The following is a 26,289-nucleotide window of genomic DNA, read 5'->3' on the forward strand; positions in this document are numbered from 1 at the left end:
CCCTTCCCATTCTCGACCGGCTGGCCGCCGACGGGGTGCTCCGCCGCGACGGCGCGATGGTCGAGATGGCCGGGGATGCCCGCACGCTTGTCCGTGTCGCGGCGGCGGCCTTCGACGCCTATCGCGCCGGCTCCGGCGCCGTCCACAGCAGGGCGGTCTGAGCGGCTGGCGCCGGCGGTCCGCCGGATGGTATGGCCGGCGGCATGCGATTCCCCTCTCCCCTGATCGAAGCCCGGCTGATCCGCCGCTACAAGCGCTTCCTCGCCGACGTCGAAATGCCCGGCGGCGAGGTCGCCACCGTCCATTGCGCCAATCCGGGCGCGATGACCGGCCTCGCGGCGCCGGGGTCGCGCGTCTTCCTGTCCCGCTCCGCCAACCCGAAGCGGAAGCTGCCGCTCTCGTGGGAATTGATCGAGGCGGATGGCGGCCTCGTCGGCATCAACACGGCCCACCCCAACCGTCTCGCCGAGGAAGCGATCGCCGCCGGCACGATCCCCGAGCTCGCGGGCTATGCGGCCATGGCCCGCGAGGTCCGCTACGGCCGCAATTCCCGGATCGACATCCTGCTGACCGGGTCCGGCCGGCCGGACACCTATGTCGAGGTCAAGAACGCCCACCTTATGCGACGGCCGGGTCTCGCCGAGTTTCCCGACTCGGTGACGGCGCGCGGCGCCAAGCATCTCGCCGAGCTTGGCGAGGTCGTCGCGGCCGGCCATCGCGCCGTCATGCTGTTCATCATCCAGCGCGGCGACGCCCGCTCTTTGGCCGTCGCTCGCGACATCGACCCGGCCTACGGCAAGGCCTTCGACGAGGCGCGCGGGGCCGGCGTCGAGATGCTGGCGCGGCGATGCGACCTCTCGATCGGGCAGATCACGGTGGCGGAGGCCGTTCCGCTGGCGGACTGACAACGTCAATGGCCTTGTATCGACCCGGTAAAGTCGTCATATCCTCGCAATATGTCCTACGCTGATCCTGATGCGAGCCGTCGATGGTGACCTATGTCGATGCGGGCCTGGTGCCGGTCAAGAATGATGGAACGATCAAGCTCTATGGCCCGGAGGGGTTCGAGGGCATGCGCCGGGCCGGACGCCTGGTCGCCGAGTGCCTCGACGCGGTCACCGACCTGATCCGTCCCGGCCTGCCGACCCGGGCGATCGACGATTTCGTCTACCAGTTCGCGCTGGATCACGGCGCCCTGCCCGCGACGCTCGGCTACAAGGGCTACACCAAGTCCACCTGCACCTCGATCAACCACGTCGTTTGCCACGGCATCCCGGGCGACAAGCTCTTGCGGGAAGGCGACATCGTCAATGTCGACGTGACCCTGATCGTCGATGGCTGGCACGGCGATTCGAGCCGCATGTATATGGTCGGCAACGTCAAGCGGGCCGCCGAACGCCTCGTCGCGGTCACCTACGAGGCGATGATGCGCGGCATCGAGGTCATCCGCCCCGGCCGGAAGACCGGCGACATCGGCCACGCCATCCAGGAATATGCCGAGGGAGAACGCTGCGGCGTCGTCCGCGATTTCTGCGGCCATGGAGTCGGCCTGCTGTTCCACGACGTGCCGAATATCCTCCACTATGGCAGTCCCCGCGACGGCGTCGAGCTCAAGCCCGGCATGATCTTCACCGTCGAGCCGATGATCAATCTCGGCCGGCCCCAGGTGAAGGTCCTGTCGGACGGCTGGACGGCCGTCACCCGCGATCGTTCGCTGTCGGCCCAGTTCGAGCATTCGGTCGGCGTGACCGAGGACGGCTACGAGATATTCACGCTCTCGCCGAAGGGCCTGTTTCCCTCCCGCAGCAACGAGGCATGACGGGGTTTCGCGACAAGGGCGGGGACCTGCCCCACTATCTTGAGCATCGGGAGCGCATGCGCGAGCGCTTCCAGGAACTCGGCGGGGAAAGTCTCCGCGACTACGAGCTGCTTGAAATGATCCTGTTTCAGGCGCTTCCCCGCGTCGACACCAAGCCGATCGCCAAGGCGCTGCTCGCCCGCTTCGGCAGCTTCGCGGAAGTGCTCGCCGCGCCGCCCGCCCGCCTCGTCGAGGTCAAGGGTGTCGGCGATCGCGCCGCCCATCACCTCAAGGTCGTCTACGCCGCCGCGCAGCGCTTCCTCAAGGACCCGGTCAAGCAGGGCCAGCTGCTCGATTCCTGGACGGCCGTCGTCGACTATTGCCGGGCGGCGATGGCCTATGAGCCGATCGAGCAGTTCCGCATCCTGTTCCTCGACAAGCGCAACGTGCTGATCGCCGACGAGGTCCAGCAGAGCGGCACCGTCGACCACACCCCGGTCTATCCGCGCGAAGTGGTGAAGCGGGCGCTGGAGCTGTCGTCGACGGCGATCATCCTCGTCCACAATCATCCATCCGGCGATCCGACGCCCTCGCGGGCCGACATCAACATGACCAAGTCGATCGTCGACGTCGCCAAGCCGCTTGGCATCGCCGTCCACGACCACATCATCGTCGGAAAGAAGGGCCACGCCAGCTTCCGCGCGCTGAAGCTCTTCTGAGCGCGCCTCCATCCCGCGACGGCGCGCACCGGCGGGCCGGATTGTCTATAGTCACCGCGGCCGATTCACCCGACCGCCGGTCCGGCCACCGGGGCACCCGACTGAAGGGAGAGCCGGCAGCGAATGTTCTGGTCGATGGCGGTATGACGGACGATCCGGAGGTCATGCATGGCGGCTGAAACAAGGAAGCCGGCTCAGGCATTGTCGAAGCCGCTCGAAGACTACGGACTGATCGGCAACATGATGTCGGCCGCGCTGGTCGGCATGGATGGATCGATCGACTGGCTTTGCCTGCCGCGTTTCGATTCCCCGGCCTGCTTCGCGGCCCTGCTCGGCGCCCCCGAACATGGTCGCTGGCTGATCGCTCCCAGGGGCAAGGTGGTCAAGTCGAGCCAGCGGTACGTCCCGGGGACCGCGGTCCTCGAAACCCGGATGGAAACCGAAACCGGCGCCATCACCATCACCGACTTCATGCCGCTTTCCGACAACGAGGAGAAAGTCGACCTCGTCCGCATCGTCCAGGGCGACCGTGGCGAGGTCACGGTGTCGATGGAGCTGGTGCTGCGCTTCAACTACGGCGAGGTGCTGCCGTGGGTGGCGCGGCGGGATTATGGTCTCAGCGCCGTCGCTGGACCCGACGCGATCGAACTCCATACGCCGGCGCGGCTCGAGGGCCGCGACCTGAAGACCTTCGCGGACTTCACCCTGCGCGAGGGCGAATCCATGCCCTTCACGCTCTCCTACCACCCTTCCCACAAGCAGCCTCACTTCGTCCCCGACCGCCATCAGAGCCTCGAGGAGACGGTCGAATGGTGGAGCGAATGGGTCGGGCGATGCTCCTTCTCGACCCGGCGGCCCCGGTGGCACGAGGCGGTGACCCGCTCGCTGATCACGCTCAAGCTGCTGACTTTCCAGCCGACAGGCGGCATCGTTGCGGCGCCGACGACGTCGCTGCCCGAGGCAATCGGCGGGACGCGCAACTGGGACTACCGATTCTGCTGGCTGCGCGATTCCGCCCTCACCCTCTACGCGCTGGTCAATTCCGGCTACCGCACCGAAGCCGACGCCTGGCGGCAATGGGTGCGCCGCGCCACCGCCGGCCATCCGAAGCAGCTCCAGATCATGTATGGCATCTCGGGCGAGCGATGGCTGCCCGAGATGGAGGTGCCGTGGCTCCCCGGCTATGAGAACAGCGCTCCGGTGCGGGTCGGCAACGCGGCCGCCGACCAGATCCAGCTCGACATCTACGGCGAGATCGCCGAGACGCTCTATATCGCGCGGCAGGCCGGCCTCGGGCCGATGGACAAGCACTACGAGTTCCAGTCGCTGGTGCTCGAATATGTCGAGTCGATCTGGCAGACGACCGATCACGGCATCTGGGAGATGCGCGGCCCGCCGCGTGCGTTCACCCATTCGCGGATGATGTGCTGGGTCGCCTTCGACCGTGCGACGAGGATCGCCGAAAAATACGGCATCCGCGTGCCCATCGATCACTGGAAGAAGGTGCGCGACCAGATCCATGCCGATGTCTGCGCCCACGGCTACGACGAGAAGCGCAACACCTTCACCCAGTATTACGGCGGCACGACCCTCGATGCGAGCCTCCTGGCGATGCCGTTGGTCGGCTTCCTGCCGCTCGACGATCCCCGCCTTCTCGGAACCATCAAGGCGATCGAGGAGGATCTGCTCGTTGACGGCTTCGTCATGCGCTACGCGACCGACGATGTCGATGACGGGGTCGGCGGCAACGAGGGCGCTTTCCTCGCCTGCAGCTTCTGGCTCGCCGACGCCTATGTGCTGACCGGCCGGCATGACGAGGCCGTCGAGCTCTTCGAGCGGCTGTTGTCGCTGCGCAACCACCTCGGCCTCCTCGCCGAGGAATACGACCCGATCCGCAAGCGGATGGTCGGCAACTTCCCGCAGGCGCTGTCCCATCTCGGGCTGATCAATACCGCGCACAGCCTGGCAAGCCGCCACGGCTCGGCGCAGCAGCGCAGCGGCCAGGATCCGACACCGCCGGGAACGAAGGACTGATCTGGACTTCCCCGACACTCAAGGCTCACCTGAGGTCGCGAGGATACCCGCCCGCGGTCAACTGGATCATCGATCGGGCTTGGGCGGAAGGCGTCCTCCGGCCGGCGGCCTGTCGTGCCCGGGCTTTCCGTCCGAATCCTCCTGATAACGGCTTTCGCGACGCAGCACGCATTACCCCCAAATGGGGGTCGGTGCATTCCAGATTCCAGGCCATGATCGACCCTGGACTCATCTTCGCGGGACCGCACAATGACGACTTTTGGGTCGATGCGTTCATCCGAACGCCAGAGCATGCCTCTCCCTGGGGCCATGCCCGCGATCACTCAAAGATCCGCTAATCGCTTCCTAGTCAAGATCGAGAAACAGCAATGACTTCAACATTGCCGCCCAATACATTCGAAGGAGCGTTGTCGGTTGGCACCTTTGGCGTCATAGATCCAACAACACATCGTTTTCTAACCGTCCATTTGGAAGGCACTATCACAAAAACTTCTCCGTTTGATACGGTATACTATAAATTCAACATCAAGTCGTCAGATTATTCGATCGCCGCGCCATATTATGAGAATCCCGGCGGCTCAAGCTATCTCGTTCTATATGATACGAACCGGAAGGAGCTCGCTGACAATCGCGCCAATGATGAGACGTATACCAGACTCGATCATGTCAGCTATGATACCTCATCGGAAGGTCAACTTCATTATATAAAAGTCCATCCATCGGATTCGAGTTGGACGACAGCAACTTATTCTTTTGGTATTGTCGTATTTCCCTTAATTCCCACCGATCATGGGGGAAATTCACCCGGATCTGGCCTGGATATCGGAACGCTATCCAAAAGCGACACGCAAATTTTTGGCAAAGACTCTTTCTATACCGCGTTCGGGAGAACTGACGCTGGCGGCTTGGCCCCGGGTGATCCTCTTCCCGTGAGCGATAAATTTGTGGCGGATGATCGCGACTACTTTGATTTCTCGGTTGCCGACGCGGGGACCGTAACCTTTCAGGTTGGAGGCAAATATGGTGGGTTCATTTTGCATGGTCCGGCCCAGAGCGCTACGGGAACGCCCCTCAAGCAGATCATCCACAACGGGGACACGATCCATCTGAATAAGGGCGATTATTATCTGGAAGCGGTTGATTCGGCAACAACGCTCTCGGGAACGAACGTATCAATTCGCCATGACGACTGGGAAGTCTACGAAAATTACAATTTTTCTTTCTCTCTTTCACCTGACAACCCTTTCGGATCAGGGAATGACGTCGTTACACTTAAAATTCCGGGAAAAGTCTGGTACGCCGGCTCCGGCAACGACAAGATATTCGGCACCTCCGGTCCCGACACCATCTACGGTCAAAGCGGGCGAGACAAGATATTCGGGGGAGACAGCAACGACATCCTTGGGGGAGGCTCAGGCAAGGACAAGCTTTCCGGCGGGCCGGGTCTATCGAATGTCTTTGTTTTCGATAGCGCGCTGAAAGCATCGAATGTCGATCGCGTGACTGATTTTAGGCCGGGCCTCGACGAGATTTGGCTGGACAAGTCGGCTTTCAAAAAGCTGAGCCTGGGCGTTTTACCAAAGAAGGCATTCTTCTCGGGAACGAGCATCGATAAGGCAAAGAAGGACGATTTGATCGCTTACAGCAAGAAATCCGGTGAGCTTGCCTACGTCGCGGGTCACGCGGAAAAGGTTTTCGCCATACTGAAGCACAGTCCGAACCACGTTAGTCATGATGATTTCTTGGTCATAGCGTAGGGGCCCGACGCCTCGAGCGAGATCCTGCGCTTAGCCAGGCCCGTCTTCAATGGTCCCGGCCGCTTCGTCTCCCTGCTCCAGCCAGCGCAGATCGTCGGCGGTCAGGGTGATGTCGAGCGCCTCGAGCGAGTCTTCCAGCTCGGCGAGGCTCAGCGGCCCGATCAGCGGGACCACCGGGAAGGCCTGGTGGAGACAATAGGCGAGCGCCACATGCAGCGGGCTCTTGCCCAGTCGCTCGCCGAGTTCGATGGCGCGTGCGCGCCGGGCGAAGTTCATGTCGCTGTACCAGCCGTTGACGAGCTCCGGGTCGTCCAGCTTGTCCGGCCCGGCGCGGTCGGTAAAGAAGCCGCGCGCCTGGCTCGACCAGGCGAAATCCGGAATCTGTCGTTCGGCCAGCCACGACTTCCAGGCATCGTCCGACGCCGCCAGCGTCCCGTTCCAGACCGGATTGACCATCTCGGCGAGTGAGAAGTTGTTGGACAGCGCCCCCGGCGGCCGCTTGTGGTTGCGTTCCGCATAGGCGATCGCGGCATCCATCCGTTCGCGCGTCCAGTTCGAGCCGCCATAGGACCTGATACGCCCCGCCTCCACCTCGTGATCGAGCGCGTCGACGAATTCTCCGACCGGGATTTCCGGATTGTCCCGATGCATGAAATAGATGTCGACATGGTCGGTTTGCAGCCGGTCGAGGGATTCGGTCAGTTGCCGGGCGATGACGTCGGGATAGGTCAGCGGCGCGTTGGCGCCCTTGCCGACCAGGACGATCTCCTCCCGGATGCCGCGCGCCGCCATCCAGGCGCCGAGGAGCTCGTCGCAGAGCCCGTTGCCATAGAGCCAGGCGCTGTCGAGCACGTTGCCGCCGCGCTCGAAATAGGCGTCGCAGACTTCCGCCGCTTGCGGGAAGGAGGTGAAATTGGCGCCGCCCAGGGCGACCACCGAAACCTCGCGCGGCAAGCCGGGCAGCATCCGTCGCGGCATGGGATTCGCCGGACTTGCAAGACCACGCCGCGCCGAGCCGAGCCGGGACCGTTTATCCCGCTCGAAGCCGTAGACGAGCCCGATATCGGCGCGCCACTGGTCGAGCGCCTTCATGTTGCCGATCGTGTCGTCCCATGTCGGTCCGGGTGGCGAGAACTCGCACCGTCCCTCGCGGATCGCGGCCGTCGCGGCCTCGATCTCGAACGAATAAAGGTGACGCGGCTCATCGATCGCCTCGGTCTCCGTCGTCCCGTCGGGGCGATGGATGACGATGTCGGCCGGACCGGATTCGGTGCATCGCCAGGGCGAGGCGACCGACATCCATCCGCGGGTGCCGAAGATGCGCAGCGCATTGTCCTGTGTGAGGGAAAGGCTGGCGGACACCTCGGCAAGGATGTCACCCGGAAACCGCAGCACGGCCGCCGACCATTCGTCGACCCCGGTGTCGCCAAGGTGGCCGGCGCCGTGAACCGCGACCGGCTCGAGGAATGCCAGACCGCTGGCCGCGCCGGCTATCAGCCGCGCCGCCGAGACCGGATAGCAACCGGTGTCGAGGATGGCTCCGCCCGCCGCATCATTGGCGAACAGCCTGTCGTCCGGTCCCGAATTCGGCGCGTTGATCCCGGCACTCGCCTTGATCAGCCGGACCTCGCCGAGCGCCCCGGACCGGACCAGGTCGACGATCCTGGCTGTCAGCGGATGCAGCCGGTACATGAAGGCCTCGCCGAGAAAGGTACCGGCCTGGCGGGCGGCATTGGTCATCGCCGCGGCTTCGGCGGCGGAAACGGCGAGCGGCTTTTCGCAAAGGACGTGCTTGCCCGCCTCCGCCGCCCGTACCGCCCATTCCGCATGATAGGTGTGCGGCGTCGCGATATAGATCGCCTCGACCTCCGGGTCGGCCAGGATCGCGGCATAGCCGTCGATAATCCGCGCGCCGGGGAACGCCTCCGCAAGCCCCGGCTTGTTCGGATCGCGGGTCGCGATCGCTGCGAGGCGCCCTGCTCCGGATTCCGACAGGGCGCTGGCAAATTGCCGGGCAATTGCACCCGGTCCGATAATGCCCCAGGCTACGGCTGCGTCTTCAGTCATCGGCATATCGTCATGAAAGGCTTGGCAAACCCGAATTGCTGATGGAGGAATCCTAGTCACTTAGCGAGCGGGGCACAAACAGTGGCGGCCTTCCTTTTTGGCTTCGTTTTTGCATCCATTTGCAGTAGGGACCGCAATTCGGGTTAGGATACCCTGCCTGACGGCGTTTGCCGCCAACAACTGAAAAGGGGACCATGCCGGCGCCTTTCGACGAAATGAATCACGCCGGCGGCGAATGCCGTCCGGGCTATGACCTGATCAAGCGCTGGCTCGAATCCGAGACGCCGGAGTCCCTCGCCCACAGGCGGCTGGAAGCCGAGTTGCTCTTCCGCCGGATCGGCATCACCTTCGCCGTCTATGGCAACGAGGAGGCCGAAGAGCGGATCATCCCCTTCGACATCATCCCGCGGGTCCTGACCCAGTCGGAGTGGCGGAAGCTGTCGACCGGACTCGAGCAACGGGTACGGGCGCTCAACATGTTCCTCGCCGACATCTACGGGCCCGGCGAGATCATCAAGGCTGGCGTGATCCCCGCCGACCTCGTCTATCGCAATCCGTATTTCCGCCCGGAAATGATGGGGCACAAGCTTCCCCACGACATCTACGTCCAGATCGCCGGCATCGACCTCGTGCGCACCGACGCCGAGGATTTCTACGTGCTGGAGGACAATGCGCGGACGCCGTCCGGCGTCTCCTACATGCTGGAAAATCGCGAAGTGATGATGCGGATATTTCCGGATCTCTTCGCCGACTACCGGATCGATCCGGTGGAGACCTATCCCGAAGAGCTGCTGGCGACGCTGAATTCGGTCGCGCCATCGTCCGCTCCGGGTGAACCGGCGGTGGCGTTGCTGACGCCCGGTCCGCTCAACAGCGCCTATTACGAACACTCGTTCCTCGCCGACAAGCTCGGCATCGATCTCGTCGAGGGCAGCGACCTCCTCGTCCGCGACAACATCGTCTTCATGCGCACGACCGAGGGGCCGAAGCGCGTCGACGTCCTCTATCGCCGGCTCGACGACGACTTCCTCGATCCGCTGACCTTCCTGCCCAACTCCGTGCTCGGCGTGCCGGGCCTGATGAACGCCTACCGGGCCGGCAACATCACCCTCGCCAACGCCGTCGGCACCGGCGTCGCCGACGACAAGGCGGTCTATTCCTACATGCCCGAGATCGTCCGCTTCTATCTCGGCGCCGAGCCGATCCTGAAGAATGTCCCGACCTGGCGCTGCCGCGAGCCGGATGCCTGCGCCCATGTGCTCGACAATCTGCAGGACCTGGTCGTCAAGGAGGTCGCCGGCTCCGGCGGCTACGGCATGCTGATCGGCCCGGCCGCCGACAAGGCGACCCGCGAGGAATTCGCCCGCAAGATCAAGACCGACCCGGACAACTTCATCGCCCAGCCGACATTGGCGCTCTCCACCTGCCCGACCGTCGTCGATGCGGGGATCGCGCCACGTCACGTCGACCTCCGCCCCTTCGTCCTTTACGGCTCCGACAAGGTCCGGATCGTTCCCGGCGGATTGACGCGGGTCGCCTTGAAGGAGGGATCGCTGGTCGTGAACTCAAGCCAGGGCGGCGGCACCAAGGACACCTGGGTGCTCGACGCATGACATACCGGATCGACGCCCGATGCTGAGCCGCACCGCCGATACGCTCTTCTGGCTCGGCCGCTACGTCGAGCGCGCCGACAATACCGCGCGCATCATCGACGCGGCCAACCGGCTCGCCACCGTGCCCGACACGCTGGCCGGAGAGACCAGTGAATGGGAGCCGGCGCTGGCCGCCGCCGGAGCCCTCTACGGCTTCAAGCAGGGCCATGACGAGGTCGACCGGGACCCGGCCATCGACTACCTCGCCTTCTCGCCGGATAACCTGTCGAGCATCAAGAATTGCGTCGGCACGGCACGCAACAACGCCCGCGCCGTCCGCACGGCGCTGACCTCCGAGATGTGGGAGGCGATCAACGAGGCCTGGCAGGAACTGAAGCGCTACGACGGGACGAAGATGGACCGCCAGACCCTCAACGGCTTCCTCAGCGGGGTCAAGGAGGCGTGCCTGCGCTTCGACGGCTCGGCCTACCGCACCATGCTGCGCCACGACGCCTACTGGTTCCTGCGGCTCGGCTTCTATCTCGAGCGGGCGGACAGCACGGCGCGCATCCTCGACGTCAAGTACCACGTCCTGCTTCCCGAGGAGGCGCGGGTCGGCGGCGGTCTCGACTATTTCCAGTGGTCGTCGATCCTGCGCTCGGTCTCGGCGCTGACCGCCTATCGCTGGGTCTACCACGAGAGCCTCAAGCCGTGGCTGATCGCCGACCTGCTGGTCCTCAACGACCAGATGCCGCGATCGCTTGCCTCCTGCTACGAGAATCTCACCCTGTTCCTCGACGAACTGGCGCTGGCCTACGGCCGCCAGGGCCCGGCCCAGCGCGCGGCGCGCTCGACGATGACCCGGCTGCAGAACGCGGAAATTTCGGAAATCTTCCAGAACAAGGGGCTGCACGAATTCCTGACGGAATTCATCGCGGAGAATGCGCGGCTCGGTGAAACCATCGCCAAGCAATACCTGACCTGAGTATCCGCCGATGCGTCTTCGAATCCATCACGAAACAGCCTACCGGTATGGTTCTCCCGCCAATCGCGCCATCCAGATCCTGCGGCTGACGCCGCGCGGCCACAACAGCCAGTTCGTCGTCAACTGGCGGATCGACGTCGACCGCGACTGCCGTCTCGACACCTCGCATGACCCGTTCGGCAACCTGGTCCATTCCTTCACGGTCGAGGGGCCGCTCGACGGCCTGACCATCGTCGCCGAGGGACTGGTCGAGACACAGGACAGCCATGGCATCGTTCAGGGCCAGGTCGAGCGGCTTCCGATGCCGGTCTACCTGCGCGACACGTCCCTCACCCGCTCGGACGCCGCGATCCGCCAGCTCGCCGAAATCGCGCGCGACGCGGCCGGCCCCGACGTCGTCAGCATCCTGCACGCGATCATGAACCATATCCGCGATCGCCTGGAATTCGTCGTCAATGTCACCGACCCAGGCACCAGCGCGATCGAGGCCTTTTCGCTCGGCCACGGCGTCTGCCAGGACTTCGCCCACATCTTCATCGCCGCGGCCCGGCATATCGGGATCCCGGCCCGCTATGTCAGCGGCTATCTCTTCCACGCCGACAAGCTGGATGGCCAGGATGCCGGACATGCCTGGGCGGAGGCGCTGGTCGACGGCCTCGGCTGGGTGGCCTTCGACCCCGCCAATGGCATCTCGGCGACGGATGCCTATGTGCGCGTCGCCGTCGGGCTCGACTATCTGAGCGCCGCCCCGGTGCGCGGCACGCGCTATGGCGGCGCGGACGAAGACCTCGGCGTCAGGATTCTGGTCCATGAGTCGACTCGGGTTTCCGGATAAGTCGTTGTTTCATGCCATGTTTCCGAAACCGATTGCCAGCGGGCCAGGTTCCGATGACAGTCATTGTCGGTTGGGAATCGCACTGAATCACCCATGACATATTGCGTCGGAATCCTCGTGGATGACGGGTTGGTGATGATCGCCGACACGCGCACCAATGCCGGCGTCGACAACATCTCGGTCTTCCGCAAGCTGCACCTCTTCCAGAAGCCGGGGGAGTATGTCTTCGCGCTGGCGACCGCGGGCAACCTCGCGGTCAGCCAGTCCGTCCTGACGCTGATCTCCGAGGGCTTCCACAACCCCGACACCGGGGAGACCGAGACCCTCGTCAAGGCGCCCAGCATGTTCGCGGCGGCGCAGATGATCGGCCGCGCCATCCGCGAGGTCCATCGCGTCGACGGCATCTCCCAGGAGATGGCCCAGTCCGGGACCTTCGACGTCACGGTCCTGCTCGGCGGACAGGTGCGCGGCGGCCGGCTCCGGCTCTTCATGATCTACTCCGCCGGCAATTTCATCGAAGCGACGGCGGATACGCCATACCTCCAGATCGGCGAGCACAAATACGGCAAGCCGATCCTCGACCGGTCGGTGACCGAGAAGACCGGCCTCTACGACGCGCTGAAGATCGGCCTCATCTCGATGGATTCGACGATCCGCTCCAACCTGTCGGTCGGCCTGCCGATCGACCTGATCGTCGTGCGCAGGGATGCGATCGAGCCGGACCTCACCTATCGCATCGATGAATCGGAACCCTATTTTCACGACCTGCGCGAACACTGGTCGGCGGCGCTTCGCGAAGCGCATCAGTCCCTGCCGCCGCCGCCCTACAAGACCCGCTAGCGGCCAGGTCTCTCGTCCGCACGAAGATGCGGCCCAGGTCGGGCGGTCCGCGTTGCAACCGGCGCCGCTGCCTGGCCGGTTCTGGTGATCACCGCCGCCCGATGATCTCTTCGGATCGTGTTCGGTTTGCACCGCGGGCCACGGCATGACGACCAACCGCCGGGTCGGCGTCGCCTCCCCGCTTCCGGATCCGGCTTGCCCGATCATCGCCGCCGGCCGGTCACGGTATGGCTCGATTGTCTGTGCAGTATCCGTACAACAACAGATTGAGGATGGGCACCAACCGACTATCATCGGGTCATGGCGCGCATCTTCATCTCACATTCCAGTCGCGACAATTCGGAAGCCGGGGATTTGTTCGCCTGGCTCAAGAGCCGGGGCTTCGAACACGGCTTTCTCGATATCGACAAGCATCTCGGCATCCCGCCCGGCGAGCGGTGGGAGCAAAGGCTTTACGACGAACTGGAGCGGGCGCAGGCGGTCATCCTGCTCCTGACGACGAACTGGTTCGATTCCAAATGGTGCTTTGCCGAGTTCGCTCAGGCACGCTCGCGCGGCAAGGCGATCTTCCCGCTGATCGCCTCTCCGGACGGTGACCAATTCGTCGGAGACGACCTGCAGAAGCTGGACCTGACGCGGGACCGTGAAAGCGGCCTTGAACAACTCGCCAGCCGCCTGACCGAGGTCGCCCTTCTGAGTCAGGGGGGCTTCGACTTTCCACCCGGCCGAGCGCCCTATCCCGGCTTCCTCGCCTTCGACGAGGACGACGCCGCGGTCTATTTCGGCCGGGATGACGACGTGAGGCGCCTCATCCAGCGACTGGACTCCCGCCGGATCGAAGGAGGCCGGCGGTTCGTCCTGTTGCTCGGAGAATCCGGCACCGGCAAGTCGTCCCTGATCAAGGCGGGGCTGATCCCCCGTCTCCGGAGGGCCAGGCGCGACTGGATCGTGCTCGCACCCTTTCGGCCCGAGACCGACCCCTTTGAAGGCTTCGCGCTCAGCCTCGCCGAGGCCGGCTTCAGGATCGCTGCGAACGAGTTGGCGGAGGTCGACCCGAAAGCGATGGCCGCGGCGCTCGCCGGAGCGCACGACGCCTTTCGCGCCGGCATCCTGGTCCCGATCGACCAGATGGAGGAATTGTTCACCCGGACCTCATCGGAATTGCGCCAACGGTTCCTGGCGTTTCTCTCGAGGCTGCTCGATCCCGGCCTGCCTTTTGTCGCCATGGCGACGCTGCGCTCCGATCATCTTGGCGAAATGCAGACGGCGGAAGGGTTGACCGCCGAGTTCGAGGACTTCTCGCTCCGTCCGATGTCGGTCGAGCGTATCGGCGAGATCGTCCGCGGTCCCGCCCGGATCGCCGGGCTCGACGTCGACGAGGGGTTGGCCGCTCGGATCGCCGGCGACGCGAAGAGCGCGGACGCCCTGCCGCTGGTCGCCTTCGCGCTCCGTCGCCTCTACGACCAGTTCGGCGGCAACAACCGCATCCAGCTCGTCGAGTATGAAAGTCTCAGGGACACGGAAAGCGGCCTGTCGCCGCTTGAGACCATTGTCCGCGATACCGCCGCGCGGGTGATCGCCGAGGAGAAGCCGAGCGAGGCAGAACTGAAGGCGCTCCGCGAAGCCTTCGTGCCGGGCCTTGTGCGGATCAACGACGAAGGTGGCTTCGTGCGCCAGGCGGCGCGGTGGGACGATCTTCCCGAAGCAGGTCGCCGGCTGGCCATGGCATTGGCCGGACCGCAGGCGCGGCTGCTGGTCATTCGCGAACACGAAGGCATCCGCCAGGTCGAAGTCGCCCATGAGGCACTTTTCCGGGTGTGGCCCCTGCTGGCGGGTTGGCTCGAGGAAGAGGAAGACTTCCTGATTGGCCGCAACCGGCTGGAAAGGGCCCTCGCCGATTGGCAGGCACTCCCCGAGCCGGACCGGGCCAAGGGTCTGATTGCCGGCATCCTGCTCGATCGTGCCCGAACCTGGCTGGTCGAGCATGCGGAACGTTTCTCGGAAGAGGAAGCGACCTTCATCCATGCATCGGAAGCCGCCGAAACCGAACGCCAACGCCTGGCGGAAGAGCAGCGTCGGGCGCTCGAGACGGCGCGGCTTCGCCAGGCCGAGACCGAGCGCGACGCCGCCCGGCGCCTGACCCGCCGAACCCGCGTCGCCGCCGCGTTTCTCGGGCTGGTGGCGCTGGTGGCGGCGGGCGCCGGGGTCTACGCCATGCGGGCGCAGAACGAGGCGGAGAAGCAGGCGACGATCGCCGGGCAACAGCGGACCAAGGCAGAGAAGGAGGCGGACCGCGCTGAAAAACGCCTGGAACTTGTCAGAAATGCCTCAAAGGAAATTGCGCTCGCTTCGCCGAATTTCGACGTCATGCTTGAGAGTTACCGCAGGCTGGTCGACATCGACCGGGACGACGAGGCGTGGCAGTCCGCGCTCTACGACAATCTTGAATATTTTGGCGACAACGCGCTGAGCGGCGAGGAGCTTTCCAGAGCTCTGGCGGCGTTCGGGGAGGCACTCGCGATCGCTCGCCGTTTTTCGCCGAAAGATAACGAGTGGCTACGGCGGCAGGCCACCCTTCTCGAGAAGACCGGAGCGATCATGAGTCAATCCGGGAACAAGACCGAAGCGGCTGGTCGCTTTGAGGAAAGTCTGGCGATTCGCAGGAAACTCGTCGAAAGCGAGCCTGACAATCTGCAATGGCAGATCGATTTGGCTTTTGGGCTTCGGACCGCGGCGAACGCGACGGGTGATTTCGACGAAAGCCTGAGACGTCTCGGCGAAGCACGGGACATTATTGAGCGTCTGGATTCGGAAGGCAGGCTTTCGGCGGGCCAGGAATCCTGGTTGACGTCGATCCAATCCGAAATGAGCCGCATTGACGCGGCGCGGCTGGTGGCGCCCGCAAGGAAATAGGCTTTCGGTGCCGTCTGATACGTCGGCTCGTTTGACGCAACGATGCGGCCGCGGTCGGCCGGAATGGTTCCATGGGCGGAATCGCCCGTCGGCTCACCCCCGCTCGGCCGTCACCCGCGTCCCGGCCGAGACGCGGGCGAGGATACGGACGTCGTCCTGCGTCGTCGCCCAGATGTTGCAGGAGCTTGCCAGCCGGATCTCGTCGCCTTCGCTGATCGGGGTCGGTCCGAAGCCGATGGCGATCGCATCGCCGTCCGGCCAGAAGGCGATCTCGCCGGCCTCGACGACGGCCCGCGCGTCGGGCTCGCGCGCGATGCTTATCCCGGTCCCGAAATAGACCTCTTCGCCCCAGGTCAGCACTGAACCGGTGAAGGGCAGGTTCTCCCATATCGCGTCGGCGGTCGGGGTGTCGCGCAGGTCGAGCGTGATCCGGATCCCCTCGAAGTCGAGCGTCATTTTCCGCATGTCCCCCTCCCCGGTCGGCGGCCGACCCGACCGGTCTAGGGGCAAATTGCGGTGCAATCAATCAGTGCAGCGTCAGCTGGGTCGTCACCGGCTTGAACTCGCCGGCCCGGACCAGCCGCTTGTGGGATACCGTCACCGAGCGCAGCGGGCCGTCGAGCTCGCGCTGCCAGAAATCGAGGAAGCGGCGAAGCTCCGGAAATTCAGGTGCCATGTCGTAGGTCTGCCAGACGAAGGTCTGCAGGACCGACGGACAGTCCGGCATTCCGTACAGGATATGGGCGGTGATCAAACCATAGTCGTCCCATGCATGTCTCGGCACCGTCTCAGGCATGACCACGCTCCTTCCGTTGCTGTCCCAGGCGGTGATTCATCGCGATTCAGGCCGCCGGTCCGAGGACTAGGTTTCCTCGGCGGAACTGGAAATGCAATTGCCATACCGGAAAAAGTTGCGTCGAATCAGTCGATTAGCAGCACGCTTGGGTGAGTGCTGACAGCTATGCCGGCTTGCCGCCGATCGCCGCCAGCGCCTCGGGCGTATCGACGTCGACCGCCACCGCCCGCCCCGTCTCGACCTCGACCACGGCGTCCCGATGGGCGCCAATGAGATGTCTCCCGCCGGTATCGCCCTCGACGGCGAGGAGGTCCGGAAACAGCCTCCTCGACCACAGAACCGGGTTCCCGCGCTTGCCCTGGAATGTCGGCAACACAATCAATCCGCCACCGTCGGCATCAAAGGATTCGATAAGCCGGTCAATGGTTTGCGCGTCGACGCCGGGCATGTCGGCAAGCAGGATGACAGCGCCGTCGATGTCGGGCGGCAGTGCTTCTATCCCGTGCCTCAGCGACGTCGACAGGCCGTCCGCATAGTCGGGATTGTGGACGAATTGCACATCGAGGCCGGCCAGCGCCGTCTCGACCTCGCCCGGACGGTGTCCCGTGACGACGACGACCGGTTCGGCCCGGCTCGACAGCGCCGCCTCCGTCGCAATCCGTACCAGAGGCCGCCCATCGACCGTCGCAATCAGCTTGTTCGGTCCACCCATGCGCCGCGAGCGGCCGGCGGCGAGCACGACCGCCGCGATCCTCGGCGCGCTGCCGGCGCCGGCCATCGGCGCGTCTCCTCCCCGTGGCTGGGGCCGGGACACGATCTCCATCAGCAGGCCGCCGACCCCAAGTCCGGTTATGCTCCCGGATGTCGCTGGCACGTCCGCCAGCAAGCGATTGAGGACCCAGTCGAAACCATTCTCCTTCGGGCTCCGCGCGCATCCCGGCGCGCCGATCACCGGGACGTCGCCGATTTCGGCGAGCACGAGGAGGTTGCCCGGATCGACCGGCATCCCGAAATGCAGCACCCGGCCTCCGGCCGCCGTGATCCCGGCCGGCACGACATCCTCGACATCGACCGTCGCCGAAGCACCGAAAACGATCGCCAGCTCGATGCCCTCGGCGGTCAGCTCCTTCAGCGCCGCCGCGATCGCTTCGGTCTCGTGCGGAACACGGCGCTCTGTCGCGAGGCTCGCGCCGGCGAGCGACAGCCGATCCGCGAGCAGCCGTTTCGTCTTGTCCATGACCGACGGCTTGAGAGACGGCAGCGTCGTCGCGACGAGCCCCACCGTCCGGGCCCGGAAAGGCGCGACCCGAACCGCATCGGCGGCGATGGCGAGCGCATCGTCCAGCCGCGCCTTCGGCACCGCAAAGGGGATGATCTTGATCGTCGCCGCCATCCGCCCCGGATCGACGACGCTGTACTCATCGAGGGTCGCGACGGTGATCGCCGGATCGACGCGGTTGAGGCGGTCGATCGCGTCGCGGTCGACGACGAGCAAGCCGGCGGCCTCGGCATAGAGGTTCGATCGTCCGGTGAAGGGCGGATCGACCCGAAGCCCCGCGCCGGCGATTGCCGCCGCCAGCGACTGCGCGGCTGAATCCTCGTGCACGTCGTCAGCGCCGAGGCGTGCGACGATCACATCTTCGACCCCGGCATCGACGAGTTCGGCCACCATTTCGGCGCAGAGGATCGTTCCTTTCCGCATCATGCCGCCGCGATGTCTGACCGAGTGGGCGAGGATCGCCCCGACGGCTTCGGCAACAGGGACGGGGCCGAATTTCACGCGACTGTCTCGCCCGCCATTCCGCGCCGGCGAAGGGCGCCGATCACCTCGGCCAGGATCGCCACGGCAATCTCAGCCGGGGACCGGGCGCCGATTGCGAGGCCGATGGGCGCGTGGATCGTCTCCAGCGCGGCATCGTCCACGCCGGCGGCACGCAACCGCTCCAGACGCTTGCCGTGGGTCTTCCGACTGCCCAACGCGCCGACATAGAAGCATCCCGCGGCGAGCGCCGCGGTGAGCGCTCCGTCGTCGATCTTGGGGTCGTGGGTCAGCGCCGCCAAGGCGGTGAAGCGGTCGAGCCCGACCTTCGGAATCGCGACATCCGGCCACTCGGCGTAAAGCGGGACATCCGGGAACCGTTCCTCCGAGGCGAAGGCCGTGCGGGGATCAACGATCGACATGTCGAAACCGGCGATCCGCGCCATCGGCGCCAGCGCCTGGCTGATATGGACGGCGCCGACCACCACCAGCCGCGGCGGCGGCACGCTGACGGTGAAGAAGAGATCGCCGCCCTCGGGCTGCCTGACCATGCCCGAGCCACCGGAGCGGAACCGCTTGCCCAACTCCTCTTCGAGGGGATCGCCGGCGTAGCCATCCTTCTCAAGGACCAGCCGCTCGTCGCCAGTCGTCACATCGGTGATCAGGATGGCGGCCTCGCGCGCATCGCGGGCCGTATTCAGTCGCTTCAACGTCTCGAGTTTCATGTCGCCTTCAGCCGACCGGCCCGCCTCGGGCTCGTCCCTTTTCGCCTGATCGCCGGGACCCTAGTCCAGCTTCTCCACATAGACCCGGATACGGCCGCCACAGGAAAGGCCGACCCGCCAGGCCGTCTCGTCGGCAACGCCGAATTCAAGCATTCGCGGCTTGCCGTCGGCAATGACGTCGACGGCTTCGGCAACGACCGCTCCTTCGACGCAACCACCCGAGACCGACCCTTCGAAGTTGCCTTCGGAATCGACGACGAGATGGCTGCCGACCGGCCGTGGCGCGGATCCCCAGGTCTCCATCACCGTCGCGATCGCCACGTCGCGCCCGCTGCCGCGCCACCCTTCGGCGGTCGCCAGCACGTCAAGTACCCGCTCCGACGAGGTCACGGTTTCCATAATCCGCCTCCATCAAGACAGCGATATTTCCATCTGAATATAACGACCCGACGCGAAACGCCAAGGCCGGTTAGGCGGCCCTCAGCCAGGTGCGCGGATCGGCGACCGGCGTGGACCCGCCGGACAACGCCCGGCAGATGTCCTCCACCGCTTCCAGCGAATGCACCGAACGCAGTTCGTCGACATGGGGCAGCATCGCCCTGATACCGCGGGCCTTCGCTTCGAAGCCCTCGAAACCGAGCAGCGGGTTCAGCCAGATCAGCCGCCGGCAGGAGCGGTGCAGGCGATCCATCTGGCGCGACAGATCCTCGACGCCGTCGCGCTCCAGGCCGTCGGTAACCAGCAGCACGATCGCCCCCTGCCCCAGCACCCGGCGCGACCAGTGCCGGTTGAAGTCCTCGAGCGTCGAGGCGATGCGCGTTCCGCCGGACCAGTCGGCAACCGAATCAGAACAGGCGGCAAGCGCCTCGTCGACGTCGCGGTGCCGGAGCTGGCGCGTCACGTTGGTAAGGCGCGTCCCGAACAGGAAGGCCGATACCCGCCGCTGCCGGCCAAGGACATGGGTGAAGTGGAGCAGGACCCGCGTATAGGGGCTCATCGACCCCGATATGTCGCAGAGCACGACGATCGGCGGATGCACCGGCCGCGACTGCCGATGGCGGAGCAGGATCATGTCGCCGCCGGAGCGGAGGCTCGAGCGAAGGGTCCGGCGCGGGTCGATCGTCCCGCTCGCCGCGGCCATCGCCCGCCGCGAGGCGACGCTGTCTTCCGGCAGCCGAAGGTCTTCGATCTGCCGCTCGGCGCGAACGATCTCGGCCGCGTCCATCTGTGCGAAATCGCGGCGGCGGAGCGCCTCCATCTCCGACACCGTCAGCCGCGCATCGATCTCGACTTCGGTCCGTTTCTCGGCGCCGGTCTTGTCCATGCCGCCAAGCATCGCTTCGGCGATGCGGCGGGCGGCCGGTGGCGAAGCATCCTTGCGATCCTCGTCACCGCCGCCTGCCGGAGATCCTTCGTGGTGCGGCCATCGCGTCCGCCAGAACAGCCAGAAGGCCTGGTCGAAGATCGGGTGATGATCGTGACGGCTGACGAAGATCGCATGCAGGGTCCAGTAGAAATCGTCGCGGGACGTGAACCCGGCGATCTCGACGGCCCTGATCGCATCGACGACGGCGGCCGGCCCGACCGGCAATCCGGCGCGACGCAGCGCGCGGGCGAAATGGACAATGTTCCCGGCGAGCCGTCCGGTGGTCATTCGGCGGCGTCCGCCCTCACCTCGGTGAGCAGCGCCTCGGCCCGCTTTGCATCGATCCCGCCAATGTCGTCCTGATACTTGAGCAGCACACCGAGCGTCTCGGCGATCGTCTCCGGATCGAGGGACTTGCGGTCAAGCTCGGTCAGCGCGGTCGCCCAGTCGAGCGTCTCGGCGACGCCGGGATTCTTGAACAGCTCCTCCTTGCGCAGGCGCTGGACGAAGGCGACGATCTCCTTCGACAGCCGCCGATCGGCGGCCGGAACCCGGGTGGTGACGATCTCCAGCTCGCGGGCGAAGTCCGGGTAGTCGATCCAGTGATAGAGGCACCGGCGCTTCAGCGCATCGTGGATCTCGCGCGTCCGGTTCGTGGTGACGATGACGATCGGCGGCTGCTCGGCACGGATGGTACCAAGCTCGGGGATCGTCACCTGGTTGTCGGCGAGGATCTCGAGCAGGTAGGCCTCGAAGGCCTCGTCGGCGCGGTCGAGCTCATCGATCAGCAGGATCGGCGGGCCGGCCGGATCGGGATAGAGCGCCTGGAGCAGAGGCCGGCGGATCAGGAAGCGCTCGGAGAAGACGTCCTCGACCAGGTGTTCGCGGTCGATGTCGCCGGTCGCCTCCGCTGCACGGATCTCGATCATCTGCGCGGCGTAATTCCACTCGTAGACGGCGCTCGCCGTATCGAGGCCCTCGTAGCACTGGAGCCGGATCAGCCTGCGTCCCAGCCGGTCGGAAAGCACCTTGGCGATCTCGGTCTTGCCGACCCCGGCCTCGCCCTCGAGGAACAGCGGCCGCCCCATCTTGAGCGACAGGAAGAGAACGGTGGCGAGCGCGCGATCGGGCACGTAGCCGCCGTCGCGCAGAAGCGCCAATGTGGCATCGATATCGGTCGGAAGATCGCTCATTGTCGGATTTTCGCTGGAGGGAGCCTGCTCTCTAGCACACCCCGCCGAGGCAGCGAAACGACCTATGCCCGCACCGCCCGCAGCTCCCGATCGGCGAAGAGCCGGCGGCGATGATCCGAGAATTTCTCGCCCTCGACCCGTTCGGTCCTGAACCCGTTCACCTTCCACGGCTTGCACAACAGACAACCGCAGCGGCTGCTCTTCGCCTTCTTCCGCTTGTGATGAGCCATGGCGGCGATCTCCCGAGGGCCGGTCACCATACCAGGGTTGGCGACATATCTGCGATGACCCGAAAGTCACATCCCTCGATAATTCGGCCCGCCGCCACCTTCCGGCGGTACCCAGTCGATGTTCTGATTAGGGTCCTTGATGTCGCAGGTCTTGCAATGAATACAATTTGTTGCGTTGATCTGATAACGCAGCGATTCACCTTCTCCGACCCATTCATAGACACCGGCCGGACAGTAGAGCGCCGACGGCCCGCCGAAAACGTCATGCTCGGACGCCTTCTGGAGCGCCATGTCGCGGACCCGGAGATGCGGCGGCTGGTCCTCGTCGTGGCTGACGCCCGCGACGAAGATGGATGACGCGCGATCGAAGGTCCGCGTCCCGTCCGGCCTGGCATAGTCAAGCGCCTTCTCCTTTGCCGCGGGATGGGTCGCTGCATGGTCGGGCTTGCCGTGTCCCATCGTACCGAAGAGCGAGAAGCCGATCGTGTTCAGCCACATGTCGAGCCCGCCGAGCGCGATGCCGCCCAGCGTGCCGAGCTTCGACCACAGCGGCTTGACGTTGCGCACCGGGCGGAGATCGCGGCCGATCGCCGAGCCTCGCCATGCTTCCTCGTAGGCGGTCAATTCGTCATTCGTCCGGCCGTCGGCAATCGACGCCGCAGCGTACTCGGCCGCGAGAATGCCGGAGTGGATCGCGTTGTGGCTGCCCTTGATCCGCGGCACGTTGACGAAGCCGGCGGCGCAGCCGAGCAGCGCCCCGCCGGGAAAGGCCAGCTTCGGCACCGACTGCCAACCGCCCTCGGTGATCGCCCGCGCGCCATAGGAAAGGCGCTCGCCGCCGGCAAGCACCGACTGGATGGCGGGATGGGTCTTGAACTGCTGGAAGACGCCGAAGGGCGAGAGATGCGGGTTGGTGTAGTTGAGGTGGACGACGAAGCCGATCGCCACCAGGTCGTCGCCGTAGTGGTAGAGGAACGACCCGCCGCCGGTCCGGTTGTCGAGCGGCCAGCCGAAGGAGTGCTGGACCAGCCCCGGCCGGTGGTTCTCCGGCGGCACCCGCCAGAGCTCCTTGATGCCGAGCCCGTATTTCTGCGGCTCGCGATCCGTGTCGAGGCCGAAGCGGGCAATGAGCTGCTTGGCAAGAGACCCACGCGCGCCTTCCGCGATCAGGGTATATTTCGCCCGCAGCTCCATGCCGCGCTCGAAGGTCGGCCCGGGCGAGCCGTCCCGGCGGATCCCCATGTCACCGGTCGCGACGCCGACCACGGCGCCATCCTCGCCGGTCAGGATTTCGGTCGCCGCGAATCCGGGAAAGATTTCCACGCCGGCGGCCTCCGCCTTCTCGGCGAGCCAGCGGCACACGTCGCCGAGCGAGGCGATGTAGTTGCCGTGATTGTTCATCAGCGGCGGCATCAGCCAGTTGGGGAGGCGGACCGCGCCCGCCGGCCCCATCCACAGGAAGCGGTCGGCGGAAACCGGCTGCGTGAGCGGGTGATCCTCCTCCCGCCAGCCCGGCAGCAGCGCGTCGAGCCCGGTCGGATCGATCACCGCCCCGGACAGGATATGGGCGCCGACCTCGGAGCCCTTTTCGAGCACGACGACAGACAGATCCGGTGCCACCTGCTTCAACCGGATCGCGGCGGCGAGCCCGGCGGGTCCGGCGCCGACGATAACCACGTCGAAATCCATCGACTCGCGTGGCGGAAGATCGCGTTCCTCATTCATGCCTGTCGTCTTGTCACGAGGCTGGCCGAAATGCCAGTAAGCAAGCCTTGAAAAACGTTCAAAACGGCCTCGTGGCCGGACAAAAGGGAGGAGCGGCTCGTGCGCCGATACAGGATCGCAGCCATTCCCGGCGACGGCATCGGGACGGAGGTCGTCCCGGCCGGCCTGCGAGTGCTCGAGGCGCTCGCCCGGCGCGCCGGCGATTTCGAGGTCAGCGCGACGACCCTGCCATGGGGATCGGACCACTACCGCCGGACCGGCAAGATGATGCCCGATGACGGGCTCGACCGGATTCGCGACGTCGACGCCATCCTGTTCGGCGCGGTCGGCGATCCCGGGGTCCCGGACGACGTGACGCTCTGGGGCCTGCGCCTCAAGATCTGCCAGGGCTTCGACCAGTATGCCAACGTCCGGCCAACCCGCATCCTGCCCGGTCTCGTCAGTCCCCTCGCCGGCATCGGGCCGGACGACCTCGACTGGGTCATCGTCCGCGAGAACAGCGAGGGCGAATATTCCGGCGTCGGCGGCCGGACCCATCGCGGCCAGCCCGGGGAAGTCGGCACCGAGGTGGCGATGTTCACCCGCCACGGTGTCGCGCGGATCATGCGCTTCGCCTTCGAGCTGGCGCGCTCCCGGCCACGGAAGCAGCTGACGATCGTCACCAAGTCGAACGCCCAGCGGCACGGCATGGTGCTGTGGGACGAGGTCGCGGCGGAGGTCGCCGCCTCCTATCCCGACGTCACCAGCGACAGGATGCTGGTCGACGCGATGACGGTGCGCATGGTGCGCGACCCGAAAAGCATCGACGTGGTCGTCGCAACCAACCTCCATGCCGACATCCTCAGCGACCTCGCCGCCGCGCTCGCGGGAAGCATCGGCATCGCGCCGACCGCCAATCTCGATCCGGACAGGCGGTATCCGTCGATGTTCGAGCCGATCCACGGCGCCGCCTTCGACATTGCCGGCAAGGGCATCGCCAACCCGCTCGGCACCTTCTGGAGCATGGTGATGATGCTCGACCACCTCGGCGAGCCGACCGCCGCGGAGCGGCTGATGCAGGCAATCGAGGCGGTCACCCGTGCCGGTGACACGCTGCCGGTCGATGTCGGAGGAAGCGCGACGACGGAACAGGTCACTGACGCGGTCATCAACGCGATCCGTGGCTCAAATGCCTGAATTCCGGCGATCGGCGCCGATCATGTTTTGCGGCCTGATAACGTTCTGGATGCCATTTCCTTCCGCGACAGCTAGCCAGGCTCTAAGGTTGGCCCCTTCGCATGGCGGATTTCGCAGGGAGGCAGGCAGATGATCACCAGCGGCACACGCGAGGAAAAGATGCGGCCTTTTGCGGCGGCGCTCTTCGTCGGCGCGGTCCTTGTCGCGACACCCGCCCTTTCCCAGGACCAGGCGCTGCTCCCGGCTCCGGTCGCCCCGGTCCCGCCCCTCATCGACCAGGCGGGTCTCGACAAAGCGGTCAAGGCGCTCGACGGCATCGTCACGGACGCGATGGAACGCACCGGCCTTCCCGGCCTCGCCGTCGGCGTCGTCTACAAGGACAAGGTCGTCTACGCGAAGGGCTTCGGCCTCCGGGAGGTCGGGAAACCCGGTGCGATCGATGCCGACACGGTGTTCATGCTGGCGTCGGTCTCGAAGCCGATCGCCTCGACGATTGTCGCCAGGCTCGTCGGCGAAGGGGTGTTCGCCTGGGATGATCCGGTCAAGCCGCTCAACCCCGCCTTCGCGCTCTCCGATCCGTATGTCACCGACCATGCGACCTTCGCCGATCTCCTCTCCCATCGCAGCGGCCTGCGCACCGGCGCCGGCGACCTGCTCGAGGACCTCGGTTTCGATCGTGCCTACATCCTTTCCCATATCGCCCAGCAGCCGCTCGATCCGTTCCGCTCGACCTACCACTACTCGAACTTCGGCTATACGGCGGGCGGCATCGCCGCGGCGGTTGCCGCCGGCAAGGGCTGGGAGGAGCTTGCCGAGGAGGTCCTGTTCAAGCCGGCCGGCATGACCAGGACCAGCTACCGGCACTCCGACTACCTCGCCCATGAAGACCGCGCGCATATCCACAAGCGGCTCGCGGACGGAACCTGGGCGGCGCTCTACGACCGCCAGCCCGACGCGGAGGCGCCGGCCGGCGGCGCCAGCGCCTCGCTGAACGACATGCTGCGATTCATGCGCCTGCAGCTCGGCAACGGCACGCTCGACGGCAAGGAGATCACCGATGCCGATGCGCTCGCTGCCGCCCATGAGCCGCAGATGATCCCGGGGCCGCCGCGCTCGCCCGCCAACCGCGCCGGCTTCTACGGCTTCGGCTGGAACATCAGCTACGACGACCACGGCCGGGCCCGGGTCGGGCATTCCGGCGCCTTCAATCTCGGCACCGGAACCAACGTCATCTACCTTCCCGGCGAGGATCTCGGTGTCGTCACGCTGACCAACGGGCAGCCGATCGGCGTCGCCGAAGCGGTTGGGGAGTCGTTCATCGACGTCGCCACCAACGGCCGCCAGTCCGTCGACTGGGTCGGGTTCTTCGGCCACATCTTCGACGCGATGCTGGCCGCCGAGGCGCCGGAGGTCGACTACGGCAAACGTCCCGCCAATCCTGAACCGCCGCGTTCGCTCGACGCCTATGCCGGAACCTACGGCAACAGCTATTACGGGCCGCTGGTGGTCACCGCCAACCACGACGCCCTGTCCATGAGCCTCGGGCCGGCAGGCAAGCCGGTGACCTTCGCCCTCGCCCCGTTCGACGGCGACACCTTCAGCTTCGAGACGATCGGCGAAAACGGCAACGGCCTTGCCGGGGCGATCTTCTCGGTGGGCGACGGCGGCACGGCGGGCAAGGTCGTGCTGGACTTCTACGACGTCAACGGCCTGGGGACCTTCGTCCGCGAGTAGACCGCCAGGGATTGGTAGATTTCCATCATTCTCGCCACTAGCGGG

The 26,289-nt window shown here is 65.6% G+C and carries 22 protein-coding genes; 12 read left to right on the forward strand and 10 right to left on the reverse strand.

Annotated features, from left to right (window positions below; translation table 11 throughout):
• Nucleotides 1–203: 203 nt before the first annotated feature.
• The 5 genes from sfsA (at nt 204) to KDJ86_RS12595 (ending at nt 6,308) form a co-directional block, all read left to right on the forward strand.
• Complete coding sequence (sfsA, locus tag KDJ86_RS12575) at nt 204–905, forward strand: DNA/RNA nuclease SfsA (protein ID WP_291746190.1); 702 nt, start codon at nt 204–206, stop codon at nt 903–905.
• Nucleotides 906–988: 83 nt separating this feature from the next.
• Entirely contained in the window at nt 989–1,819 is an 831-nt protein-coding gene (map, locus tag KDJ86_RS12580; protein ID WP_291746192.1) for a type I methionyl aminopeptidase, read from the forward strand.
• Nucleotides 1,816–2,517, forward strand: coding sequence for a RadC family protein (gene radC / locus KDJ86_RS12585; protein WP_291746195.1), 702 nt, complete (start codon nt 1,816–1,818; stop codon nt 2,515–2,517). The genes map and radC overlap by 4 nt, the downstream gene beginning before the upstream one ends.
• 168 nt (nt 2,518–2,685) lie before the next feature.
• Nucleotides 2,686–4,551 carry a glycoside hydrolase family 15 protein gene (locus tag KDJ86_RS12590; protein ID WP_291746197.1) on the forward strand — a complete coding sequence of 622 codons (1,866 nt, stop codon included), beginning with the start codon at nt 2,686–2,688 and terminating at the stop codon, nt 4,549–4,551.
• Nucleotides 4,552–4,919: 368 nt separating this feature from the next.
• Nucleotides 4,920–6,308: a calcium-binding protein gene (locus KDJ86_RS12595; protein ID WP_291746200.1), complete on the forward strand. Its 1,389-nt coding sequence runs from the start codon at nt 4,920–4,922 to the stop codon at nt 6,306–6,308.
• A 30-nt stretch (nt 6,309–6,338) separates the two neighbouring features.
• Here KDJ86_RS12595 and KDJ86_RS12600 read toward each other — a convergent pair whose 3' ends face one another.
• Nucleotides 6,339–8,375, reverse strand: a complete 2,037-nt coding sequence (locus KDJ86_RS12600; RefSeq protein WP_291746203.1) for an aldo/keto reductase — start codon at nt 8,373–8,375, stop codon at nt 6,339–6,341.
• Nucleotides 8,376–8,569: 194 nt separating this feature from the next.
• Here KDJ86_RS12600 and KDJ86_RS12605 point away from each other — a divergent pair, with 194 nt between their 5' ends.
• The 5 genes from KDJ86_RS12605 to KDJ86_RS20610 all read left to right on the forward strand — a co-directional run bounded on the left by KDJ86_RS12605 (nt 8,570) and on the right by KDJ86_RS20610 (nt 15,540).
• A complete protein-coding gene (locus KDJ86_RS12605) occupies nt 8,570–9,988 on the forward strand; it encodes a circularly permuted type 2 ATP-grasp protein (RefSeq protein ID WP_291746205.1) in 1,419 nt (472 codons plus the stop codon).
• A gap of 19 nt (nt 9,989–10,007) precedes the next feature.
• The gene (locus KDJ86_RS12610; RefSeq protein ID WP_291746208.1) at nt 10,008–10,952 is read left to right on the forward strand and encodes an alpha-E domain-containing protein; all 945 of its coding nucleotides are present in this window, start codon (nt 10,008–10,010) and stop codon (nt 10,950–10,952) included.
• A gap of 10 nt (nt 10,953–10,962) precedes the next feature.
• Nucleotides 10,963–11,787, forward strand: coding sequence for a transglutaminase family protein (locus KDJ86_RS12615; protein ID WP_291746213.1), 825 nt, complete (start codon nt 10,963–10,965; stop codon nt 11,785–11,787).
• A 93-nt stretch (nt 11,788–11,880) separates the two neighbouring features.
• A complete protein-coding gene (locus KDJ86_RS12620) occupies nt 11,881–12,627 on the forward strand; it encodes a proteasome-type protease (RefSeq protein WP_291746216.1) in 747 nt (248 codons plus the stop codon).
• 300 nt (nt 12,628–12,927) lie between these two features.
• Nucleotides 12,928–15,540 carry an nSTAND1 domain-containing NTPase gene (locus KDJ86_RS20610; protein WP_367116799.1) on the forward strand — a complete coding sequence of 871 codons (2,613 nt, stop codon included), beginning with the start codon at nt 12,928–12,930 and terminating at the stop codon, nt 15,538–15,540.
• 93 nt (nt 15,541–15,633) lie between these two features.
• On the opposite strand, the gene KDJ86_RS12635 is transcribed toward KDJ86_RS20610, so the two are convergent.
• The 9 genes from KDJ86_RS12635 to KDJ86_RS12675 form a co-directional block, all read right to left on the reverse strand.
• Nucleotides 15,634–16,005 carry a cyclophilin-like fold protein gene (locus KDJ86_RS12635; RefSeq protein ID WP_291746224.1) on the reverse strand — a complete coding sequence of 124 codons (372 nt, stop codon included), beginning with the start codon at nt 16,003–16,005 and terminating at the stop codon, nt 15,634–15,636.
• A gap of 61 nt (nt 16,006–16,066) precedes the next feature.
• Complete coding sequence (locus tag KDJ86_RS12640; protein WP_291746227.1) at nt 16,067–16,336, reverse strand: usg protein; 270 nt, start codon at nt 16,334–16,336, stop codon at nt 16,067–16,069.
• A gap of 163 nt (nt 16,337–16,499) precedes the next feature.
• A complete protein-coding gene (locus tag KDJ86_RS12645; protein ID WP_291746230.1) occupies nt 16,500–18,116 on the reverse strand; it encodes an NTP transferase domain-containing protein in 1,617 nt (538 codons plus the stop codon).
• Nucleotides 18,113–18,820: an XdhC family protein gene (locus KDJ86_RS12650; RefSeq protein ID WP_291746233.1), complete on the reverse strand. Its 708-nt coding sequence runs from the start codon at nt 18,818–18,820 to the stop codon at nt 18,113–18,115. The genes KDJ86_RS12645 and KDJ86_RS12650 overlap by 4 nt, the downstream gene beginning before the upstream one ends.
• A gap of 60 nt (nt 18,821–18,880) precedes the next feature.
• A complete protein-coding gene (locus tag KDJ86_RS12655; RefSeq protein WP_291746236.1) occupies nt 18,881–19,219 on the reverse strand; it encodes an XdhC family protein in 339 nt (112 codons plus the stop codon).
• A gap of 70 nt (nt 19,220–19,289) precedes the next feature.
• The gene (locus KDJ86_RS12660) at nt 19,290–20,474 is read right to left on the reverse strand and encodes a vWA domain-containing protein (RefSeq protein WP_291746238.1); all 1,185 of its coding nucleotides are present in this window, start codon (nt 20,472–20,474) and stop codon (nt 19,290–19,292) included.
• The gene (locus KDJ86_RS12665; RefSeq protein ID WP_291746241.1) at nt 20,471–21,379 is read right to left on the reverse strand and encodes an AAA family ATPase; all 909 of its coding nucleotides are present in this window, start codon (nt 21,377–21,379) and stop codon (nt 20,471–20,473) included. The genes KDJ86_RS12660 and KDJ86_RS12665 overlap by 4 nt, the downstream gene beginning before the upstream one ends.
• Nucleotides 21,380–21,441: 62 nt before the next feature.
• Entirely contained in the window at nt 21,442–21,609 is a 168-nt protein-coding gene (locus KDJ86_RS12670; RefSeq protein ID WP_291746244.1) for a hypothetical protein, read from the reverse strand.
• A gap of 66 nt (nt 21,610–21,675) precedes the next feature.
• On the reverse strand, nt 21,676–23,334 hold the full coding sequence (locus KDJ86_RS12675) for an electron transfer flavoprotein-ubiquinone oxidoreductase (protein WP_291746248.1): 1,659 nt from the start codon (nt 23,332–23,334) through the stop codon (nt 21,676–21,678).
• 99 nt (nt 23,335–23,433) lie between these two features.
• Here KDJ86_RS12675 and KDJ86_RS12680 point away from each other — a divergent pair, with 99 nt between their 5' ends.
• Nucleotides 23,434–24,510, forward strand: a complete 1,077-nt coding sequence (locus tag KDJ86_RS12680; RefSeq protein ID WP_291746251.1) for a tartrate dehydrogenase — start codon at nt 23,434–23,436, stop codon at nt 24,508–24,510.
• A gap of 129 nt (nt 24,511–24,639) precedes the next feature.
• Nucleotides 24,640–26,244 carry a serine hydrolase gene (locus tag KDJ86_RS12685; protein WP_291746254.1) on the forward strand — a complete coding sequence of 535 codons (1,605 nt, stop codon included), beginning with the start codon at nt 24,640–24,642 and terminating at the stop codon, nt 26,242–26,244.
• Nucleotides 26,245–26,289: the final 45 nt, after the last annotated feature.

Source organism: Bauldia sp. (assembly GCF_020442045.1).
Classification (GTDB): Bacteria; Pseudomonadota; Alphaproteobacteria; order Rhizobiales; family Kaistiaceae; genus Bauldia.

Bases quoted from the DNA above. Each gene is read 5' to 3' on its own strand.
- sfsA (WP_291746190.1), top strand. From the start codon at position 204: ATGCGATTCCCCTCTCCCCTGATCGAAGCCCGGCTGATCCGCCGCTAC.
- map (WP_291746192.1), top strand. From the start codon at position 989: ATGGTGACCTATGTCGATGCGGGCCTGGTGCCGGTCAAGAATGATGGA.
- radC (WP_291746195.1), top strand. From the start codon at position 1,816: ATGACGGGGTTTCGCGACAAGGGCGGGGACCTGCCCCACTATCTTGAG.
- KDJ86_RS12590 (WP_291746197.1), top strand. From the start codon at position 2,686: ATGGCGGCTGAAACAAGGAAGCCGGCTCAGGCATTGTCGAAGCCGCTC.
- KDJ86_RS12595 (WP_291746200.1), top strand. From the start codon at position 4,920: ATGACTTCAACATTGCCGCCCAATACATTCGAAGGAGCGTTGTCGGTT.
- KDJ86_RS12600 (WP_291746203.1), bottom strand. From the start codon at position 8,375: ATGACTGAAGACGCAGCCGTAGCCTGGGGCATTATCGGACCGGGTGCA.
- KDJ86_RS12605 (WP_291746205.1), top strand. From the start codon at position 8,570: ATGCCGGCGCCTTTCGACGAAATGAATCACGCCGGCGGCGAATGCCGT.
- KDJ86_RS12610 (WP_291746208.1), top strand. From the start codon at position 10,008: ATGCTGAGCCGCACCGCCGATACGCTCTTCTGGCTCGGCCGCTACGTC.
- KDJ86_RS12615 (WP_291746213.1), top strand. From the start codon at position 10,963: ATGCGTCTTCGAATCCATCACGAAACAGCCTACCGGTATGGTTCTCCC.
- KDJ86_RS12620 (WP_291746216.1), top strand. From the start codon at position 11,881: ATGACATATTGCGTCGGAATCCTCGTGGATGACGGGTTGGTGATGATC.
- KDJ86_RS20610 (WP_367116799.1), top strand. From the start codon at position 12,928: ATGGCGCGCATCTTCATCTCACATTCCAGTCGCGACAATTCGGAAGCC.
- KDJ86_RS12635 (WP_291746224.1), bottom strand. From the start codon at position 16,005: ATGCGGAAAATGACGCTCGACTTCGAGGGGATCCGGATCACGCTCGAC.
- KDJ86_RS12640 (WP_291746227.1), bottom strand. From the start codon at position 16,336: ATGCCTGAGACGGTGCCGAGACATGCATGGGACGACTATGGTTTGATC.
- KDJ86_RS12650 (WP_291746233.1), bottom strand. From the start codon at position 18,820: ATGAAACTCGAGACGTTGAAGCGACTGAATACGGCCCGCGATGCGCGC.
- KDJ86_RS12655 (WP_291746236.1), bottom strand. From the start codon at position 19,219: ATGGAAACCGTGACCTCGTCGGAGCGGGTACTTGACGTGCTGGCGACC.
- KDJ86_RS12660 (WP_291746238.1), bottom strand. From the start codon at position 20,474: ATGACCACCGGACGGCTCGCCGGGAACATTGTCCATTTCGCCCGCGCG.
- KDJ86_RS12665 (WP_291746241.1), bottom strand. From the start codon at position 21,379: ATGAGCGATCTTCCGACCGATATCGATGCCACATTGGCGCTTCTGCGC.
- KDJ86_RS12670 (WP_291746244.1), bottom strand. From the start codon at position 21,609: ATGGCTCATCACAAGCGGAAGAAGGCGAAGAGCAGCCGCTGCGGTTGT.
- KDJ86_RS12675 (WP_291746248.1), bottom strand. From the start codon at position 23,334: ATGAATGAGGAACGCGATCTTCCGCCACGCGAGTCGATGGATTTCGAC.
- KDJ86_RS12685 (WP_291746254.1), top strand. From the start codon at position 24,640: ATGATCACCAGCGGCACACGCGAGGAAAAGATGCGGCCTTTTGCGGCG.